We start from the raw sequence: 15,338 nt of genomic DNA, 5'->3' as shown, positions 1-15,338 counted from the left end.
TCGGTGTCCCGTCACTGTCGATGCTTGGGGCAGTCCATCTATCGGCCTTGCCACCACTTATCGGGCAATGATGACTGGAACAGGCGAGTTACGGAACACTTTCTGAGCGACGTTCCCGACGACCAGCCGATCGGATAACGAGCCGCCGTGCGTTCCGAGTACGACCGCATCGAAGTCGGCAGCTCTATTCAGAATCGCCCGGACCGGGTGGCCCAGTTGCACTTCAGTGGTTATTTCCACATCGTACTCGGCGGCGCGCTCACGAGCGTCGTCGAATACTTCCTCCGCACGCTCCTCGGCGGCCGCTTCGACATCATCCGAAAGAGCAAGCGCGGTGGCCGCTCCTCCCAACGGCGACGGTCCGCCCGCGACGTGTAAGACAGTAATCTCCGCGTCGGGATGGTTCTCAAGGGCGTACGCAAGCGCTCGCCGGGCCATTTCCGAATCGTCCATCGGAACGAGAATCCGTTCGATCATATCGCGACTACGGTCAGCCTGTGGATAAAATGGTGGTGCGCCTGGTTCAGAGGCGCGACGCAGTCCCGTCGGCTGTGAACGCCCATCTTCTTGCCGGCGGCAGCTGGTCGGTTCGGCGTCCGTTGACCGAGGCGTGCAAGATGCAGTACACGTACGCAACACAGGGCGGTCGTAAACTCACTCTGCAATGTGCGGGAATCGAACGTAGTGTTAAATCAATAGCCTGTCAAACCGTGGCTATGAGCCAACCGATCAACTCGATTCTCGTGCCGACCGACGGCAGTGACGGGGCGCGAATAGGGGCTCGGCGAGGTATCGATCTCGCTGCCACAATCGGTGCCGACCTCCACGTACTGTCAGCAGTTGACGCCCGTGACATCGAACCGGACCTGAATTCTGATGGGCAGACCGACCGGGAGCGTCTCCTCACGGAGGCGGCTGAACGGGCGGTAGACTCCATCGCGACACTCGCGAGGGCGCATCTCTCCGGGCAAATCACTACCGCTGTCGAGTCGGGGATTCCGTTTCAGGCGATCAACGACTACGTCGATGCTCACGACATCGATCTCATTGTTATGGGGACGCAGGGACGGACAGGGTTCGAACGGGTTGCACTCGGGAGTGTCGCAGAAAAGACGCTCCGGACTGCCGCTGTTCCAATCGTCACAGTCACTCCGGATGGGGATATCGTCGAAATCGGTGATCAACGGTACGACAACATTCTCCTCCCGACTGACGGCAGCGAAGGGGCAGCACTCGCAATCGAATGGGGAATCACGCTAGCGGAACTGTATGACGCAACCGTACACACGCTCTATTCTGTCGACACGAGCCGGTTCGGCGGCGCTGAAGGAGCGACAGAGATTCACGAGGCGCTTGAGCAAACCGGTCAGGAGGCACTTGAGGCGGTCCATGAGCGTGCCAGCGACGCGGATGTCAGTGTTGCAGGCAACATCGCAAGCGGCCCGGCTGCACGCGCGATTCTCTCCTACAGTGAGGAACACGATATCGATCTCATTGCGATGGGAACACACGGCCACTCCGGCCTCACGCGATATCTGACCGGAAGCGTCACCGAGACCGTTGTCCGTCATTCGTCTGTCCCGGTCTGCTGCGTCCCGATGCAGTGACAGGCCTGCAGTCTCCCCTTATGACGCTCGCTGTCGCGATGCCCCGGATGCGTGCTGTTTTGCAGTGGTGTACGCCTCCCGGACGCGCTTGAACTCGTCCTCGTTGCCACCGTGGTCCGGATGGACCTCCTTGACGCGCTCGCGGTAGGCCGATTTCACGTCGTCCAGCGACGCGCTCTGTGTCAGTCCCAGTTCGCTGAACGCCTGGACTGTCGGGTGTGGTTCCTCCTCGGGGTCCGGGCCGAGGTCAACTTCGGGCGTTTCGAAGGGCAGGCGTGCGCCGAGATAGACGCCCGGCATCTCGTGTTCGACCAGTACGGGAACAGTCGGCGATCGCTCGATGCGGTAGTACGCCCGGGCGTCGAACGTGATTGCCACGTCCCGCTTGGGGAGATAGAAGGCGACGTGTTGCCCCTCGACGAAGTGGTTCTCGGCGAACTGCTCGTCGATAGCGGTGAGGTACTCGCGAAGCTCCGCCCGGCGTCGCATCTCCCCGCCGTCTGTCGCCTGCCGATTCGGCCGCTCAGCCGGAAACACACGATTCGCGAGGACGAATAGCCCGGCGACAACGAGGGTTCCGGCGACGCCGAGGGCGAGCCCGAGGACCAGCCACTCCGGTGGCATACCCGGTTGTGTCTGCACAGCCCTGAATTAGGGTCCAGTGGTAAAGAAATTCCCGCTCTCCGGCAACAGGTGACTGCTTCAGGCGGACTCCCTCTAATCAGTCCCGGAGGGTACCGGCTCCGCCGTCGGTGAAAGCCGAGACACGGGGACAGGAATCCGTCTCAGCCGATGTATCTGAGATCCTCGTCGGTGGGCGACGGGGAGTTCTGCTGTTCCATCTCCTGAATCTTCCGGACGACCTCCTCCATCTCGTCGGCGCGGTCCTCCAGCGAACTGTAGTCGACCTCGAACCCGATGACTTCCTGCAGGATTTCGAGGACGGCCTGCGCGCTCTTAGGGTCGACCAGGTAGCCCGATGTCTCGCCCATGAGACAACTGGCTGGCACGTCGCGGCGCTTGCTCAGACCCAGCAGCAGGCCGGAGACGCCGACGATACCGCCCGCAGGTTCGTCCTCGCGGAAGGCAACGCCAGCGTCCTCCAGCGTTTCCTTGAAATCCTCAGTCGTCGTCGCGCCGAGCACGTCGTACTCCTCGATGAGTTCGCCGGTCGGGACGCCGCCGAGGGCAAACACCCGCTGGACGCCGAACTCGTCGGCGATGTCGAGGAACGTGTCGGTCAGGCCATAGTGGCCCTGGTTGTCCTGGGCCTGATGGTTCCCGGAAAGCACGAGCAGGTCCTGGCCCTCTTCCGGGGTCACAGCGTGGAACTCGGCGCAGGCAAGTTCTGCCTGTCCGTCGTCAATGCTGACCTGTGGCGGGAAGTGTGTTGAGTAGACACGGCGAACGAGCTCGCTTTCGAGTTCCTCTAGTAGGTGTTCGGCGGCGAGTTTGCCGACGTGGCCGACGCCGGGCAGCCCCTCGACCAGTACCGGATCGTCAAGGTCGGGGTCCGCTACAGTCTCGATGTCGAATTCGTCCATACGGCTTATTCGCGGCTGCGGCGCTTAAGAGAACGTCGATACTCGCCGTAGCTGTCTTCAGGCGAGAACGGCGCGGGTGCGCTATTGACTGCTTCGGCCCCACATTCCGGACAGGTATCGTCCAGCGTGTACACCGGCCGGTCGTGCTCGGACTCCCAGGCAGTACAGACGTGGATGTCCGATTTCATCGGTAGTGACTCACTGAACGACAACCGGCTTACTCGTCGTCTTCGCTACGCTCACGGTGGAACTGCCCCGTGCCACCGTGTTGCTCGACGACCGTCGCGGCGCGGTCCGCGCTCTCTTCGAGCGCGTCCTCGGCGGTCTTGTAGTCGGGCGCTTGCACCTGGATGCGGTACTCGGGCGAGCCGACGTAGGTCACTTCGAGTTCGATCTCGTCGGGGACCTCGCCGTTGCCCTCAGCGGCCTGCAGCGCTTCCTTGATGATGTCGACGCCGTCGCTTTCGGGACAGGACAGGTCGACGTAGCCGGTGACCTGCACGTACGGCACGGAGACGTTGTTCCGGGCCGTCTGGACGATAGCGTCGATCTCCTCCTCGGAGAGGTCAACGTCTTCGAGGGCGTCCGTGCCGTGTATCGCCGCCGACTCGAAGCCGTCGTACATCGACCCGAACTCCGCCAGCAGTTCGTTGGCGATGGCGGCGTACGTCTCGTCGTCTAGGTCCTCGCCGAAGGCCAGTTCCATCCAGTTGTCGGCCTTCTGCTCGTTTTTCCACTCCTGAATCTTCTCTTTTCGCTGGTGGTCGTTGACGTCCTTGATCGAGAGGTCGATCTGCTGGGCGCTCTCGTCGACGTCAAGCACCTTGGCAACGACTGTCTGCCCTTCGTTGACGTGGTCACGGACGTTCTTGATCCATCCGCTGGCGACCTCAGAGATGTGACAGAGGCCGCGCTTGCCTTCGTACTCGTCTAAGTCGACGAACACGCCGAAGTCCTCGATCTCGTCGACCTTGCCGACGACGAGTTCGCCCGGTTCGGGCCAGCCGCTGTATTTCATCCTATCGGGCCTCGACGACGGCGGTCACTTCGCCTTCGATGTCGGCCTTCCCGCCCGTCGGACGGGCGATGGTGTGGCCACAGACGGCACACGAGACCTCGCTCGCGGCCTTCTCGAAGAGCGTCTGTTCGTTCTCGCAGTCGGGGCATTCGACGGTGATGAAGCTTCCTGCCATCGTTACTCCTGGAACTCCAGTCGGCCGGTGCGCCATCCCTCGCGGAGGTGGGCCTTCCCACACTCGCCACAGCGGTACTTGAGGTCCGTCTTCTTGGTGGGCTTGTCGCCACCCGGGACCTTCGAGAACTTGCCGTCGTTCCCGATACCGGAGTTGCGCTCGCGCTGGCGGTCGATCCACTTCATGCCGGTCTCACGGCCGCTCCGGACTTTCTCGACTTCGTGTTCCTGATGCTCGTTACAGTGCGGACAGTACGTGTTGAATCGTCGTGGCATCTGCATAGATATCGGCCTTACCGAGCGATTTGACGTGACCGCTTAAAACCCGTTTGGTTCGCACCTGCCGCCCGCCCCGCATCGCTGCATATGTGACGCCAACGCCCCCCGTCCCGCGGCCGTTTACTGGAACCGCGCCGACGGACCGGTCGACTCGATGCGGACCGCACCGAACACGTCCGACTCCGAGCCCGCTAGCAGTTCGAGATTTACGGCCTCGCCGGTCGAAAGCGACCCCAGCTTCGCGGCCAGTTCGTCGTCGATGTAGTCCACGACCTCATAGGTCTCGTCGGTCTCGATATCCCTGAGTTCCATCCGTCCGTTGTCGTCCATCGGGTTGACGACAACTGAGGCCCGCTCGCACGACCGCTGCTGTTGTTTCAACATACACGACTGTCATCGATTCGGATATATAAATCTCTGCTATCAGGATGTTAAGCATCTAAACATCATCGGTAAGAATATAAGGTCATTCTAGTTACAGATGCTCTCCCGTCGCTCTCTGTCGACTGGTGCGCTGTGTCGCAATCGCCTTCGAAGTCACTAAGTACGCTGTTGGCAAAGGAACGCGCATGAAGAAGCTCATTATCCACGGCGACCCGGGGCTCCGAAAGGGCGGCCGCATCGAGTACGAGGACGAGGAGTACGAGGTGTTCTCGGTCTCGCGGCAGGGCGACTGGCACGGCCCGGACCGGCCACAGCTCTGGTGTACTATCGGTTCGGAGGACGAGGAAGAGACGTTCAAGACCCAGGAGTACATCCCGATGCATCTGGACACGGACGACATCGAGGCCGAGGCCGTCACCGTTCTCCGCGAGCGCGCGCCGCCGAACGCCGAGTCCTGAGCGATCCGCATCGATCCCCGAAAACCGTCGTTCGCCCACAGTAACCCGCTTCGTTTTCAGAAGTACTCCGGTCGGACCCGATAGATCGTGACGCCGCCGGCTTGTTTCGCGACGGTGACTCCCTGTAGCTGGTCGACAGTTACGTCGCCGTAGCGGGCCTGTTCGACCGGACCGACGTAGACGTAGCGCACGTCATACGCTTCGAGCAGCCGGCGCTGCTCGGGCGCGTCGCCGGTGTAAATCGTCGCCACATCGTCGACGCGGCGGTCGTACACCGTGTCGTTGCGGTACTGGGCTTCGTGGGTCCAGCCCGCGACGGTCGGCAGCCCGGTCAGGCTCGACGGCGCGCTCGCGCCCTTGCCCTCGTCGGCGACCCACTCGTAGTCAGCGGGGGCGGCCGTGACGATGGTCGGCCGTCCAGTCGTCGTCTCGTCGAGCCACCGGATTGCCTCGGCCTCCTCGGGATGGTCGTCGTCGAGATACGCCAGCCCGTCCAGCGTGGGGTCGCCGGCGTACTCGACGTGGTTCGAGAGCGCGAACACGCCGTACAGGGATGCCGAACAGACAAGCAGGGCGACGAACGCCCGGACGCCGATGTTGGTCCATTTTCGTGCCTGCTTGCCGGTCGGCCGCCAACGGGTGAGCAGCCACGCCAGTACGGGGCCGGCGGCGACCCCCCAGAGCACCCACACCTGCATGTACGTCTTGAAGACGGTGTTCATCCGACCGATGTTCTCCCTGACGAAAATAAACTCGACCAGTAGAACCAGGCCCGCGCCGGCGAGAATCAGCACGGACTCGAAGCCGACGGGCCGGTCGCCGCCGTCAGCGAGCGCCGGGACCGCATCGACTGTTCTGTCAAGCGTCGGTGAGCGCGCGAACAGCCACGCGCCCAGCAGTAGAGGCCCGAGCAGGCCGACCGCCGCGATGTCGAGCGTCGCCGCCAGTGCCGCCGTGCCGACGGCCACGAGACCGACAATGCGGGCTGTACTCCGCCCGACGGCGCGCCCGGTCTGGGCGTACAGGTACAGCCAGAACGGAGCGACGAACAGGCCGTGGACGGCCAGCAACTCCAGCAGCGAGGTCCGGTCTGGCAGGACGGCGATCTCGCGCCCGCTCGCCGGGCCGAGCCAGAACGGTAGCGACCAGAGTAGTCCCAGCACCAGAACGACAGCAGCGACGCCCAGTCCCATTCCGATCCGGACACCCTCTTGGCCTAGGCCGTTCAGTCGGAGTCGCTGTTCGATGGCCTTTGGCAGGAGCGTCGTCGGGTCAGCCGGCGCGACGGTCACTGTCAGCAGTGCCAGCCCGCCCATCGATGGGAACGACCACGTGTTCGTTACGGCCATGATGCCCGCGACGGCCGGGAGCGCAGCGAAAAGTAGTCCGATCCGCCGCCGGCGTTCGGCGGCCGGCGTCTGGTAGTAGCTGAAACAGAGCGCAGCGGCGAGCAACAGGAAGCCCGTGCTCATCATGTGGGCGTGCATGTCGCCGTTGAGCCAGGAGAACAGCGGGAACTCATCGATGACTAGCGCCACACTGGGCTCGTATGTGCCGAAATCAGATGCCGTGTCTTCGATGACACGGCTCGCGTCCCAGTAGCTGAACGAGTCTGGCCCCGCTGCGAGCCCTTTCAATTCGTAACCGGCCCGTTCGGCGACGCTCTGGCCCAGCCCGCCGGGCAAGAGCCAGATGACGAACTTGGCAGGCGTCGATAGGTTACTGGCAAACCCGACACAGAACGCCGTGAGGCCGGCGGCCAGTCGCCGCGGGAGGCCGCGTTCGCTCGCGACAGCGCCCGCCAGTCCGTACGCCGCCGTGACCAGCGTGGCGTAAAACCCCGCTAGCGCGAGATTGTACGCGAACTGCCCTCCGGTCCCCGTTACCCTGGTCAGAATCGCTGCGATGAGATGCCCGCCGTAGTAGTACGCGACCGGCTCGCCGGCGAACCACATGTCCTCTAGCGGAAGGCTGTCGGCCCGCATGAGCGACTGCAATAGTCCGAAATCGAGGAACTTCTCGCCGCCGATGGGGACGATTGCAGGGTCGAACGCTCGAATGACGACGAGAAACAGAAACCCGACTGTGAATACGCCGGCCGTTTCGGCGTAGGTTCGGGGGTCGGGTGCGCTGTCGACCCGCCAGACAGCTACCGTACCCGTTGCGAGCACGACGACGCCGAGCCAGATGCCAAGCGTCAACGAGAGGCGACCGACGAAGTAGGTGACCAGCCATAGTATCGAGACGGCGACCGGGACGCCGAAGGCGAGTCCGCGGTCGGCAAAGCGGGGAAACAGCAGTCCAGCGACGGTTCCGCCAGCGTACAGTAACAGGAGGTAGAGGGCGAGCCAGATGGCGAGGAGCCCGTATTGCATCAGTGGAGGGACCGGTTCGCTGGCCTATACGCTTTTTCGTTGCTCCTGCGATTATCGACTGGTTAGGAACCGGTAGCTTCGAACTGTTTTTACTTCCGCCTGTCCGACTACTCGGCAATGTCGCGTTCCGTCGGGGTAGTTCTCCCCGCCTACCGTCCCGACACAGAGCAGCTCGGGACCTATATCGCCGCTATCGACGATGCCCTCGAACCGCAGACGATAGTCGTTGAACTCGATGCACCCCGGGACGGCGTTCCCGCACAGCTCCGCTCGCTCCCAGTCGAAGTCCACACCGTGCCCTATCGCCGCGGTAAAGGTGCAGCCATCACTGCCGGGTTCGAGCGGATGGAGACCGACGTGCTGGCCTTTGTCGACGCTGATGGATCGACACCGGTCGCCTCGCTCGAACGGATACTGGCCCCGGTCACCGAGGGCCGGACGGACCTCGCCGTTGGCTCCCGCCGCCACCCGGACGCTATCGTTGCCAGCCACCAGACGTTCGCCCGCCGATTCCTCGGCGACGGCTTCGCGTGGCTCGCCGGCCAGTTGCTCGATGTGCGGCTGTATGACTACCAGTGCGGTGCAAAAGCAATCGATGCGGCCGCCTGGGAGCGCGTCCGCGACCATCTGTACGAACCCGGCTTCGCGTGGGACGTTGAACTGATAGCCATCACCGCCGCACTGGACCTGTGTATCGAGGAGGTCCCTATCGAGTGGGAAGACAAGCCCGGCTCGACGGTCTCGCCGATACGAACGTCGATAGACCTGCTTGAGGCATTGCTAACCGCTCGCCATCGGTCGAAGCAACTGCGCGATGACCGTTTCCACGCGGCCTTGGCCGAGCATCTCGACGAACCAACTGCCCTTATCGAGAAAGATCGATGATCGACATCGAACAGCAGGTTCGCCGAATCGTTCCCGACCGGTTCGAGTCCCTTGTGTCGGGCGTTCGCTTCGGCCAGTTCGTCTCCGTCGGTGTCGTCGGCGCGATCAGCGACAACACGGTCCTCGCCGTGCTCGGCCTGGCGTTCGGCGTCAGCGACATGTGGGCCAAGGCTGCCGGCGTCGAAACGGCGATTCTCGTGATGTTTCTGGTCAACGAACACTGGACGTTCGCGGGCCAGGGTGAGACAGGTCGCCGTTCGTTCGCCAAGCGCCTCGGCAAGTCCCACCTGGTTCGGTCCGGCGGCGTCGCGGTCCAGCTCGCAGTTTACTGGCTACTTACGCAGTGGCTGATGATTGAACTCGTTATCGCCGGGACTGACCTGTGGTTCATCGCCGCGAGCCCGCTCGCCATTGGGGTCGCGATGCTGGTCAACTACGTCGCCGAGAGTGTCTTCACCTGGCAGGTCCATGCGGACGGGTGACCGTAGCGCGTTACTAACTCACGGACGGCCCTCGAATCACAACCCTTAATGAGGGGACCGAACTACGAGAAGGTAGCGGGATGGGATAGCCAGGAGATTCCGGCGGGCTCATAACCCGCAGATCGGTAGTTCAAATCTACCTCCCGCTATATTCTGTCGCTCACAAACCCGTGAGCGACTGTTATTACAGAGTAGATTTGAAGTAGAACACGAGCGACCAGCGGGAGCGACGTGGGCGTAGTTCAAATCTACTTCCCGCTATGCTCTCTCGCGCTGCAGACTGCCTTCAGCCTGTTCTCCGCTATTGCTCACTGCTGTACCCCTTTCTGGCCGCTGTGAGTGTTCGGTACAGCGTGGTGACCAACGCCGCAACGAGCAGCACGCCAAGGACCTGTGCAGCCGTGTTCTGCGTCTCGAATGCCCACGGGAGCGACAGCGCTACAAACCGGACAGAGACTATAAGCCCGGCAAGTGTCGTGACGGCGACCAACAGATACCGGGCGGCACGCTGAATTGAGCCGCCGCGATCCATCGTTTCGAGCCCGTGCCGCTGTACCATCGCCCCCTCCAGCGCCAGCCAGAGTGCCAGCAGTGCGGCCACGCTGAAGCCGATGGTGCCAAGCGCGTCCGGAACCGCGACTCCTATTAGCCCGGCGACAATTCTGCCTGCGACGACGAGTAGCCCGAGTGTCAGTGGCCCAAGCAAGACAAGTGAACTAAACAGTGCGGCGAAATCCTTTGTGAGGGACCGAATGGAGGGGGACACAACAGCCAGTGCCGGCACAGGTCTTTGTAAGCCTACTGGTACTACTGGCGGCTCGCCCTCGACTCGCTACAGAAACCGTATCAACAGCTGCTCTAGTCGTCGCCGTGCTCGTCGACGATAGTGACTTCACCGTCGATGACTTGGACGTTGATCAGCGTCTTGGCGTCGTAGCCCGCTTCGTCGAGCTTGTTCGTCCCGTCGGCCTTCTTGATGACACAGACGATGTCGCGGATGTCGGCGCCGATGTCTTCGAGCGCGCCCGTGAGCCCGGCCAGCGTCCCGCCGGTCGAAAGCACGTCGTCGAGTACGAGTACCTGGTCGCCCTCGTACACGTCGTTGACGTACATCTCGCTCTCGGAGTAGCCAGTTACCTGTGACAGTGATACTTCCCCATCAAGCCCGTACTGACGCTTGCGGACAACAACGAGCGGGATATCGGTCATCAGCGAGACGGCTGTCGAGATATGGATACCCATCGCCGCCGGTGTGACGATCTTGTCGACGTCGTCCAGTTCTGCCTTCCGGATGATCTTGATGACGATTTCGCGCAGAAGTTCCGGTCGAAGCATCGGGACCCCGTCGCTGATGGGGTGGACGAAGTAGTGGTAGCCTTCCTTCTCGATAATTGGCGCTTCGAGTAGGGACTTCTTGAGTCGGTCCATGCCGTCGGTACTACAAGCCCGTACTAAAATTCTCCGTCACCGACTCAGTAGAGCGTCAGCAGTTCACCGAGTGCTCGCATCATCGGCAGGAGGTGTGTATCACCCAGTGCGTAGTACTCGACGGTGGTTAGGAGTAGAAACACAGCCGCCACACCCGTTGCAGCACCGAGAAGCGCTGCACCGACCTGCCCGGCTCGGCCTCTTGAGCGACCGCACAGCGCCCAGATACTGAGTGGGACAGCGACCCCAAGCGCGAGCAGCGCGTGCAACTGGAACGCTTCACCGATACCGTTCACCGTCAGCGCAACGAACACCAGGGTCAGCTGCCCGCCGATCAGCACCGTTCCTGCAACTGCCCAGAGGAACATGCGCCAGTGATCTGCGAGAGTCTGGCGTACCGCTGGAAGCCGTACAAGCAGATACACGCCGAGTGGATAGAGCGGGAACAGATACCGGGCAGTCACCTGTGCGTGCAGTGGTAAGCGGTTGTTGTACAGCAGGACGACGCCGGCAAACGCCGCTATAACGAACGCGTCCACGACACGGTCGGCACTGAGTGTCCGGTCAGCCATCGACGACGGCAAACGCAATCGTCGGATGACTGGGAGTGTACTGACCATGGCAACGAGAACCGGCGCAGATTCGAGCAGTGAGAGATTGACGGACTCCTCGCCAGTCTTATCGAGCGCACCGCTCGCACTTCCTGACCGGACGAAGGCGTGATACACGTCGTCTGGTTGCTGTTGGAGCGCTTTGAATCCTGACACGAGTTCGCCGGCCAGCAACAGCAGTGGGCGCATTCCGCTCTCGATGGGCCCGAGCAGAGGTGCCAGCGGTGTAAGCAATCCACCAGAGCCACCACTGCCGCCGCTACCGCCGCCACCGCTTGCACTGCCCGCAGAGCTGTCGCCAAGGGAGCCACCGCGGGAAATCAATCGCGGGGGCTTGACCGGCGACCCGGAAATAGCGATATTTGTGATAATGAACGGCAGCAGGGAGAGGCCAAAGACGACGCCGATACGGACGAGCGTTCGTGGACTGTTGTCCGGTGCTGTCGGGATATCGACCAGTGCGAGGGCGACACAGAGCAGGAGTGCTTCCGGAGCATGCACCCACGCGTACAGTCCCACCAGCGCGTAGGCGAGTGCGCGGAAGGTCGTTTGCTGTGTGATGACTACCCCATCTGTTGGTTTTCGGCTCCGATAGAGGCAGTACGCGATGCAGACGACGACTGTCCCGGTGACGGCGTGGCGCTTCGGCACAGATGCCCAGAACGCGAGCGGTGTCCCTGCTGTCAGCATTACGATGCCCAGGAGCCCCAGCCGATGCGTGTGTATCTGGCTGAGGAGCCGATAGAGAACTACCGGCGTGAACGCCGCGATAAGGAGATGCGTCAGTTGCAGCGCGTACAGATGGATTCGACCGGCGTCGAGTGGCTGTGCCAGCGCGACATTCAGCCCGAACAGCCCCAGAACGGCGATGGTGCCGCCGTAGAGAACCCAGTCACCATCGGTGTAGTAACTGCACTGGACCACCAGCGCCAACAACGCGAGCGACCAGAGCGCGACCAGCGCAATGCGGAGTTCGACGATGGTGGTGAGCAGGTCAAGCACGAACACGAGCGGTAGCGAGAGGACAACGACGCCGTAGTTTCGCGCGTACCACTGGCCGCCGTACCTGTTCGCCCCCGGCGTCTCTAGCCCGGGGCCGTAGGCAGCTTCAGTCATCGCTAGCTGTCCGTTTGAGAGGCTGTACAGCCCATTCGCCAGCGTGTAGGAATCGTTTATCAGGAACGCCGTCCGCCACACCAGCCCGAACAGCACGACTGTCGCGAGAAACACGGTCAGGCCGAGCCGGTCGCCAAACAGTACAGCGTACGCCGTCTCGCGAGTGGTTGAAAGGGCGGGCGTCCGCTGTCGAAGACGCCCGACAAACTCCGTCTCCGTCATTCGACCACCGATATCGTGACGTTGCGCGTCGCCACCACGCCGTGGCCCGCCCCGTCGCGCTTGCTCACCGTCACTGTGCCATTGTACTTCTCGTGTTCTATCTCGCCACCGGTGAACGTGTCCGACGCCAGCGTCAGGTCGTACGTGTCACCGGTTGAGTCGTCCAGAAAGTGATTTGTCGTCCGCGTGTAGCCCAGTTCCTCGATTGTGAGTTCGTAGACGAGTGTGGGCCGTCCGGTCCGATTCGCGAACTGTATGCGGACCGGCGGCGCATCGAGATAGTAGCTTGCCGCGCCGTAGGACCCTTTCTCAATCGTTACTTTCTCGGGCATTTCGACCTCGGAAACCGTGACGTTGCCCGATTCGAGCGCCACTGGTTCTGGTTCCGTTGCTAGCGTGACGCCGGGGGCGAGCGGGCCGGAAAGGAGTGTGACGCTGAGTATAACGGCGATTACACTGATGGTAACGGCCCGCGTCTTTTCCATTGTTAGCAGTCACTAGATATCTGGTGATAAAAGTATCGTGGCGACTTCTCGTGTTTGATTCTAGGTCGGCGACTTTGACGCCAGAAGAAAGCCTCTGAGCTGGTTGCCCGATCTATTGGGCGGGACTGACAGGGCCGTCCTACGTTTGAGAAGATGTAAATACTACAGCACAACGGGAGTATAGTTAGTCACAGTACCCTATCGACTTAGGAGATTTCTAGTTGTTTAGATTTGCTGCAATCAGAAAACGATACAGCGCCGTCACTCAACGGCTGAAAAACGAAGAAATAGTGGACGGATTATGCGTCAGGACCGGTATCCTGTGCGAGCGTTGCGGACGTGTCACCTTCTGGCGGTTCGTAAACAACTCGGAGATCGTACGAATCAGAAGCGGCAATTACCATACTATTTCCAGCAGATACCTCACTCCCACTCGCTCCAAACGCATCAGAGTCGTCCCAAGATTCATCTCCATCCTCGAAGTCTATATCTGATGAATCCAACCCATTCGAGCCGGTAGCCTCTATTCCACTACCTCTAGTATAGAGGCTTCCTGCTTCAATGGTATCTCCGCCGTCGTGGGTTACCGATAGGTATCCGTATCCATCATCGGCTTTTGAGGCATCGTATTCCCATGAGAAGCTCGCCTGCGGCGTTGCCTGCTGTGCCTGATCTCCGAGACCGAGCACGAAGGAGGCGATTACTGCGGCCAGAATGACCGTGATTGCGACCATCAGGATGACCCCGATGACCGGCGACACTGCGTCGTCGTCGTGGATGAGTTGTTTGATATCCATGGTTTGTTCGACGCACACCGCGAGCGTGACCCGAGTAGGAGACCCCTATAGTTCGAAGGATTTCCTTACCGGCTCGCGGGGTGTGCTGCTTCAACCACATGAGAGGTACCCACTTATACACACAGCACGTTTTAGTCGTTCAACGTTGTCTTGAAACCCTTCAAGGCTGGCTGTACTGCCGAAATTGACATAGCCCCGTTTCAATAGTTCAGGAGTAAACGAGACAAACGAAAGCGGACAAGCTGTGAAACAAACTGCGTGATTCAGTCGTCGGACTCGGCTTCCTGTGCCACGTACTCGGTCAGTGTCATCTCACGACCGGCGTAGGTGTGATAGCCTGCGGAGACGCTGAGTACAATGGCGATCAGCGTGGCCCAGACAAGCGGCGGAATCACCGTGAACGGATAGACGCCGACCCAGAGAATCGTCACGATTGCCAGACTGACCGCGCCGAGCGAAAGGTAGTACTCGCGCCAGGGAAACTCGCTCCCCGGCACGATTTCAAGATAGACAGTGAGTTCCTCCGTGTGTGCCGTCTTGGAGATCGTCCCGTTCTCGTCGTCGTAATCGATGATGCCCGCCTCATGCATCCGCGGGAGATGGGACTGCTGTAACGTGGTGTAGACACGTTTCCGTTGTGCGCTCGTGACAGCCGTGTTCGGGCAGTCGTACTCCTGTGCCGCAACGTGTGACGCGAGGTCACCGAGCTGTATCGGCCCGTCGTGTTCCCGCAGATACTGAAGCGTGTACCGACGCCGCTCATTCTGCAGGACATCGAATATCTCGCCTTTTGAAAGGTCGTCATCCACAGCGGAGTCTGACCGTTCTACCTGCTTACTCATAGTATGGTCTCCAATTCCCACCACCCATAGCGGGGAATACAGCGAAAATCAGGGTGTTCATCAGTTATAAACTCACGGGTTTCGGTGCCGGAAAAAACGAGATGCCGCGGGATTATGCGTCCGGCCCGGATGCAGTGGCGAGTGTTGCGGAGTTGTCGCCGGTGGCTGACTCGTAGACGACGCTGAAGTCGTAGCTATCGCCAGAGACCATGACAGCGACTCTGTCACCGGCAACGACTTTGCTGTTACTGCTGGCGTTGGCACTCGGCCACTGCTCGTTATTGCTATCGATTTCATTAGTAGCAGCGCCGGATCCGAATCCGCTCCCTCTGAAGTAGAGGTTGCTTGCCTTGATCGAATCGCCACCGTCGTGAGTTACCGTAACTTCGCCCTTGTCTGAGTCGTAATCGGTACTGAAGCTAGCCTGTGGAGCCGTGTTGCTTACCTGATCGCCCAGACCGAGGACGAACGTTGCGATAACGGCCGCGAGGATGACCGTGATTGCGACCATCAGGATGACCCCGATGACCGGCGACACAGCATCGTCGTCGTTGAAGAATCGTTTGAGTTCCATTGTATTGTCCGCACGCATCAACAGGTACCCCTGTTATGCCGTGCTTATCGAATCGTG

General features: G+C 61.0%; 20 protein-coding genes and 1 tRNA gene. 5 read left to right on the top strand and 16 right to left on the bottom strand.

What is annotated here, in order from left to right; all coding sequences use genetic code 11:
• Window positions 1-57: 57 nt before the first annotated feature.
• Window positions 58-477, bottom strand: coding sequence for a universal stress protein (locus AMS69_RS00680; protein ID WP_053966181.1), 420 nt, complete (start codon window positions 475-477; stop codon window positions 58-60).
• Between the two features lie 239 nt (window positions 478-716).
• Here AMS69_RS00680 and AMS69_RS00675 point away from each other — a divergent pair, with 239 nt between their 5' ends.
• On the top strand, window positions 717-1,607 hold the full coding sequence (locus AMS69_RS00675) for a universal stress protein (RefSeq protein WP_053966180.1): 891 nt from the start codon (window positions 717-719) through the stop codon (window positions 1,605-1,607).
• Window positions 1,608-1,625: 18 nt separating this feature from the next.
• Here the strand turns inward: AMS69_RS00675 and AMS69_RS00670 are convergent, their stop codons facing one another.
• The 7 genes from AMS69_RS00670 to AMS69_RS00640 form a co-directional block, all read right to left on the bottom strand.
• A complete protein-coding gene (locus tag AMS69_RS00670) occupies window positions 1,626-2,249 on the bottom strand; it encodes a J domain-containing protein (protein ID WP_053966179.1) in 624 nt (207 codons plus the stop codon).
• A 143-nt stretch (window positions 2,250-2,392) separates the two neighbouring features.
• Window positions 2,393-3,151, bottom strand: a complete 759-nt coding sequence (locus AMS69_RS00665) for a proteasome assembly chaperone family protein (protein WP_053966178.1) — start codon at window positions 3,149-3,151, stop codon at window positions 2,393-2,395.
• A gap of 5 nt (window positions 3,152-3,156) precedes the next feature.
• Window positions 3,157-3,339 carry an RNA-protein complex protein Nop10 gene (locus AMS69_RS00660; RefSeq protein WP_053966177.1) on the bottom strand — a complete coding sequence of 61 codons (183 nt, stop codon included), beginning with the start codon at window positions 3,337-3,339 and terminating at the stop codon, window positions 3,157-3,159.
• Window positions 3,340-3,368: 29 nt separating this feature from the next.
• Entirely contained in the window at window positions 3,369-4,169 is an 801-nt protein-coding gene (locus AMS69_RS00655; protein WP_053966176.1) for a translation initiation factor IF-2 subunit alpha, read from the bottom strand.
• Window position 4,170: 1 nt separating this feature from the next.
• The gene (locus AMS69_RS00650; protein WP_004518703.1) at window positions 4,171-4,344 is read right to left on the bottom strand and encodes a 30S ribosomal protein S27e; all 174 of its coding nucleotides are present in this window, start codon (window positions 4,342-4,344) and stop codon (window positions 4,171-4,173) included.
• 2 nt (window positions 4,345-4,346) lie between these two features.
• Window positions 4,347-4,625, bottom strand: coding sequence for a 50S ribosomal protein L44e (locus AMS69_RS00645; protein ID WP_053966175.1), 279 nt, complete (start codon window positions 4,623-4,625; stop codon window positions 4,347-4,349).
• A 117-nt stretch (window positions 4,626-4,742) separates the two neighbouring features.
• The gene (locus tag AMS69_RS00640; RefSeq protein WP_053966174.1) at window positions 4,743-5,006 is read right to left on the bottom strand and encodes a hypothetical protein; all 264 of its coding nucleotides are present in this window, start codon (window positions 5,004-5,006) and stop codon (window positions 4,743-4,745) included.
• A 185-nt stretch (window positions 5,007-5,191) separates the two neighbouring features.
• Between AMS69_RS00640 and AMS69_RS00635 the strand changes: the two genes are divergently transcribed.
• Complete coding sequence (locus AMS69_RS00635) at window positions 5,192-5,464, top strand: HAH_0734 family protein (protein ID WP_004963583.1); 273 nt, start codon at window positions 5,192-5,194, stop codon at window positions 5,462-5,464.
• A 56-nt stretch (window positions 5,465-5,520) separates the two neighbouring features.
• Here AMS69_RS00635 and AMS69_RS00630 read toward each other — a convergent pair whose 3' ends face one another.
• Window positions 5,521-7,839 carry a DUF2298 domain-containing protein gene (locus tag AMS69_RS00630; protein ID WP_053966173.1) on the bottom strand — a complete coding sequence of 773 codons (2,319 nt, stop codon included), beginning with the start codon at window positions 7,837-7,839 and terminating at the stop codon, window positions 5,521-5,523.
• 117 nt (window positions 7,840-7,956) lie between these two features.
• Here AMS69_RS00630 and AMS69_RS00625 point away from each other — a divergent pair, with 117 nt between their 5' ends.
• From AMS69_RS00625 to AMS69_RS00615, 3 genes are all read left to right on the top strand, one after another.
• Window positions 7,957-8,724: a glycosyltransferase gene (locus tag AMS69_RS00625; RefSeq protein WP_053966172.1), complete on the top strand. Its 768-nt coding sequence runs from the start codon at window positions 7,957-7,959 to the stop codon at window positions 8,722-8,724.
• Window positions 8,721-9,206, top strand: coding sequence for a GtrA family protein (locus tag AMS69_RS00620; protein WP_202904501.1), 486 nt, complete (start codon window positions 8,721-8,723; stop codon window positions 9,204-9,206). Before AMS69_RS00625 ends, AMS69_RS00620 begins: the two co-directional genes overlap by 4 nt.
• A gap of 74 nt (window positions 9,207-9,280) precedes the next feature.
• Window positions 9,281-9,355, top strand: a tRNA-Met gene (locus AMS69_RS00615).
• 152 nt (window positions 9,356-9,507) lie between these two features.
• Here the strand turns inward: AMS69_RS00615 and AMS69_RS00610 are convergent.
• From AMS69_RS00610 to AMS69_RS00580, 7 genes are all read right to left on the bottom strand, one after another.
• Window positions 9,508-9,912, bottom strand: a complete 405-nt coding sequence (locus AMS69_RS00610) for a hypothetical protein (RefSeq protein ID WP_206043622.1) — start codon at window positions 9,910-9,912, stop codon at window positions 9,508-9,510.
• Window positions 9,913-10,064: 152 nt separating this feature from the next.
• Complete coding sequence (gene hpt / locus AMS69_RS00605; protein WP_004518711.1) at window positions 10,065-10,634, bottom strand: hypoxanthine/guanine phosphoribosyltransferase; 570 nt, start codon at window positions 10,632-10,634, stop codon at window positions 10,065-10,067.
• A 44-nt stretch (window positions 10,635-10,678) separates the two neighbouring features.
• Window positions 10,679-12,583: a hypothetical protein gene (locus AMS69_RS00600; protein WP_053966170.1), complete on the bottom strand. Its 1,905-nt coding sequence runs from the start codon at window positions 12,581-12,583 to the stop codon at window positions 10,679-10,681.
• A complete protein-coding gene (locus tag AMS69_RS00595) occupies window positions 12,580-13,068 on the bottom strand; it encodes a hypothetical protein (protein WP_053966169.1) in 489 nt (162 codons plus the stop codon). Before AMS69_RS00595 ends, AMS69_RS00600 begins: the two co-directional genes overlap by 4 nt.
• Window positions 13,069-13,367: 299 nt before the next feature.
• Window positions 13,368-13,865, bottom strand: a complete 498-nt coding sequence (locus tag AMS69_RS00590; RefSeq protein WP_053966999.1) for a type IV pilin — start codon at window positions 13,863-13,865, stop codon at window positions 13,368-13,370.
• A gap of 263 nt (window positions 13,866-14,128) precedes the next feature.
• On the bottom strand, window positions 14,129-14,707 hold the full coding sequence (locus AMS69_RS00585) for a DUF7344 domain-containing protein (RefSeq protein ID WP_053966168.1): 579 nt from the start codon (window positions 14,705-14,707) through the stop codon (window positions 14,129-14,131).
• 112 nt (window positions 14,708-14,819) lie between these two features.
• On the bottom strand, window positions 14,820-15,281 hold the full coding sequence (locus AMS69_RS00580) for a type IV pilin (protein ID WP_053966167.1): 462 nt from the start codon (window positions 15,279-15,281) through the stop codon (window positions 14,820-14,822).
• Window positions 15,282-15,338: the final 57 nt, after the last annotated feature.

The organism is Haloarcula rubripromontorii (assembly GCF_001280425.1).
Lineage (GTDB): Archaea > Halobacteriota > Halobacteria > Halobacteriales > Haloarculaceae > Haloarcula > Haloarcula rubripromontorii.
The sequence above is the reverse complement of the archived record's forward strand: the minus strand, read 5'-3'. Positions and strand labels throughout refer to the sequence as shown.

Bases quoted from the DNA above. Each gene is read 5' to 3' on its own strand.
- AMS69_RS00625 (WP_053966172.1), top strand. From the start codon at position 7,957: ATGTCGCGTTCCGTCGGGGTAGTTCTCCCCGCCTACCGTCCCGACACA.
- AMS69_RS00595 (WP_053966169.1), bottom strand. From the start codon at position 13,068: ATGGAAAAGACGCGGGCCGTTACCATCAGTGTAATCGCCGTTATACTC.
- AMS69_RS00665 (WP_053966178.1), bottom strand. From the start codon at position 3,151: ATGGACGAATTCGACATCGAGACTGTAGCGGACCCCGACCTTGACGAT.
- AMS69_RS00675 (WP_053966180.1), top strand. From the start codon at position 717: ATGAGCCAACCGATCAACTCGATTCTCGTGCCGACCGACGGCAGTGAC.
- AMS69_RS00630 (WP_053966173.1), bottom strand. From the start codon at position 7,839: ATGCAATACGGGCTCCTCGCCATCTGGCTCGCCCTCTACCTCCTGTTA.
- hpt (WP_004518711.1), bottom strand. From the start codon at position 10,634: ATGGACCGACTCAAGAAGTCCCTACTCGAAGCGCCAATTATCGAGAAG.
- AMS69_RS00580 (WP_053966167.1), bottom strand. From the start codon at position 15,281: ATGGAACTCAAACGATTCTTCAACGACGACGATGCTGTGTCGCCGGTC.
- AMS69_RS00655 (WP_053966176.1), bottom strand. From the start codon at position 4,169: ATGAAATACAGCGGCTGGCCCGAACCGGGCGAACTCGTCGTCGGCAAG.
- AMS69_RS00585 (WP_053966168.1), bottom strand. From the start codon at position 14,707: ATGAGTAAGCAGGTAGAACGGTCAGACTCCGCTGTGGATGACGACCTT.
- AMS69_RS00620 (WP_202904501.1), top strand. From the start codon at position 8,721: ATGATCGACATCGAACAGCAGGTTCGCCGAATCGTTCCCGACCGGTTC.
- AMS69_RS00640 (WP_053966174.1), bottom strand. From the start codon at position 5,006: ATGTTGAAACAACAGCAGCGGTCGTGCGAGCGGGCCTCAGTTGTCGTC.
- AMS69_RS00660 (WP_053966177.1), bottom strand. From the start codon at position 3,339: ATGAAATCGGACATCCACGTCTGTACTGCCTGGGAGTCCGAGCACGAC.
- AMS69_RS00680 (WP_053966181.1), bottom strand. From the start codon at position 477: ATGATCGAACGGATTCTCGTTCCGATGGACGATTCGGAAATGGCCCGG.
- AMS69_RS00645 (WP_053966175.1), bottom strand. From the start codon at position 4,625: ATGCAGATGCCACGACGATTCAACACGTACTGTCCGCACTGTAACGAG.
- AMS69_RS00600 (WP_053966170.1), bottom strand. From the start codon at position 12,583: ATGACGGAGACGGAGTTTGTCGGGCGTCTTCGACAGCGGACGCCCGCC.
- AMS69_RS00635 (WP_004963583.1), top strand. From the start codon at position 5,192: ATGAAGAAGCTCATTATCCACGGCGACCCGGGGCTCCGAAAGGGCGGC.
- AMS69_RS00650 (WP_004518703.1), bottom strand. From the start codon at position 4,344: ATGGCAGGAAGCTTCATCACCGTCGAATGCCCCGACTGCGAGAACGAA.
- AMS69_RS00590 (WP_053966999.1), bottom strand. From the start codon at position 13,865: ATGGATATCAAACAACTCATCCACGACGACGACGCAGTGTCGCCGGTC.